Annotated in this window: 1 protein-coding gene; it reads right to left on the bottom strand. The window is 66.6% G+C overall.

Annotated features, from left to right (window positions below; genetic code table 11):
- Nucleotides 1-179: 179 nt before the first annotated feature.
- Nucleotides 180-1,841 (bottom strand): energy-dependent translational throttle protein EttA, encoded by a 1,662-nt coding sequence (gene ettA / locus D183_RS0107235; protein WP_017908418.1) that lies wholly within the window; start codon nucleotides 1,839-1,841, stop codon nucleotides 180-182.
- Between the last annotated feature and the right edge of the window lie 171 nt (nucleotides 1,842-2,012).

Below are 2,012 nucleotides of genomic sequence, written 5' to 3'. Positions count from 1 at the left end.
TTCAGTCCCGACGCATTGCGCCATCGGAAAGCGCACCGCTTCGCATGTCGCCGTTGTATGACAGTCGACTCCCGCAGACTCCCGGAGCCAGAGAGAAGCACCACCCGACAGTCAGCCAAAAACGCGCACGGCCCGCGCGAAGCGGGCCGTGGCGGGTGCTGCCAGAAACGCGCTGCGGCTTACTTCAGCGCCTTGAAACGCAGGCGCTTGGGGCCGGCGTCGTCGCCGAGGCGGCGCTTCTTGTCTTCCTCGTACTCGCGGTAGTTGCCCTGGAAGAACTCCACGTGCGAGTCGCCCTCGAAGGCGAGGATGTGGGTGGCGATGCGGTCCAGGAACCAGCGATCGTGCGAGATCACGAAGGTGTTGCCCGGGAACTCCAGCAGCGCGTCTTCCAGCGCGCGCAGGGTTTCGATGTCCAGGTCGTTGGACGGTTCGTCGAGCAGCAGCACGTTGCCGCCCTGCAGCAGGGTCTTGGCCATGTGCAGGCGGCCGCGCTCGCCGCCGGACAGCGAACCGACCATCTTCTGCTGGTCCTGGCCCTTGAAGTTGAAGCGGCCGATGTAGGCGCGCGACTGGATCTCCACGCCGTTGATGTTGAGGATGTCCAGGCCGCCGGAAATCTCCTGGAACACGTTGTGGTTGCCTTCCAGCTTGTCGCGGCTCTGGTCCACGTACGACAGCTGCACGGTCGGGCCGACCACGATCTCGCCCGAATCCGGCTTCTCCTGCCCGGTGATCATCTTGAACAGGGTCGACTTACCGGCACCGTTGGGGCCGATGATGCCGACGATGGCGCCCGGCGGGATGATCATCGACAGGTTGTCGATCAGCAGGCGGTCGCCGAACTTCTTGGAGACGTTCTTGAACTCCATCACCGAGTTGCCCAGGCGCTCGCCTGGCGGAATGAAGATTTCGTTGGTCTCGTTGCGCTTCTGGTAGTCGACCGACTGCAGTTCGTCCAGGCGCGCCAGACGCGCCTTGCCCTTGGAGCGGCCGCCCTTGGCGTTCTGCCGGGCCCACTCCAGTTCCTTCTGGATCGCCTTCTGCCGCGCCTTTTCCTGGTTCTCTTCCTGCTTCAGGCGCTCGTCCTTCTGCATCAGCCATTCGGTGTAGTTGCCCTTCCACGGAATGCCGCGGCCGCGGTCCAGTTCCAGGATCCACTCGGCGGCGTTGTCGAGGAAGTAGCGATCGTGGGTGACCGCGACCACGGTGCCGGTATAGCGCGCCAGGAACTGTTCCAGCCACTCCACCGACTCGGCGTCGAGGTGGTTGGTCGGTTCGTCGAGCAGCAGCATGTCCGGCTTCTGCAGCAGCAGCCGGCACAGCGCCACGCGGCGCTTCTCGCCGCCGGACAGGTTGGCGATCTTGGCGTCCCACGGCGGCAGCCGCAGCGCATCGGCGGCCACGTCGAGCTGGTTCTCCAGGGTGTGCGCGTCGCCGGCGGCCAGGATCGCCTCCAGGCGCTCCTGTTCCTTGGCCAGCGCGTCGAAATCGGCGCCTTCCTCGGCATAGGCGGCGTACACCGCTTCCAGCGCGGCCTGCGCCTGCAGCACTTCGCCCACGCCTTCCTCGACCGACTCGCGCACGGTCTTGTTCGGGTCCAGCTCCGGCTCCTGCGCCAGGTAGCCGACCTTGGTGCCGGGCTGCGGACGCGCCTCGCCTTCGAAATCGGTGTCCACGCCGGCCATGATCTTCAGCACGGTGGACTTGCCGGCGCCGTTGAGGCCGAGCAGGCCGATCTTGGCGCCGGGGAAGAACGACAGCGAGATGTCCTTGATGATCTGGCGCTTGGGCGGCACGGTCTTGCTGACCCGGTTCATGGTGTAGATGTATTGCGACATGGCGGCTCCAAAGGCGCAGGGCGCCCGCCGGCCGGCGGCCGGAGGGCGTCGAAAGGGATGGCGGATTATAGCCGGACGGCCGCCGGCATTCGTTGCCGCGCGGTGGCGGCGGCAGACGCGCGGGCGGTGCCGCGCGGCCTACTCGGCGATCGGCGGCAGCGCGGCGCTCGG

Origin of the sequence: Xanthomonas sp. SHU 199, assembly GCF_000364665.1 — a bacterium.
GTDB classification, from domain to species: Bacteria; Pseudomonadota; Gammaproteobacteria; order Xanthomonadales; family Xanthomonadaceae; genus Xanthomonas_A; species Xanthomonas_A sontii.
The sequence above is the reverse complement of the archived record's forward strand: the minus strand, read 5'-3'. Positions and strand labels throughout refer to the sequence as shown.

What these genes read in the sequence shown, in the direction of transcription:
- ettA (WP_017908418.1), bottom strand. Translation starts at nt 1,841, where the DNA reads ATGTCGCAATACATCTACACCATGAACCGGGTCAGCAAGACCGTGCCG.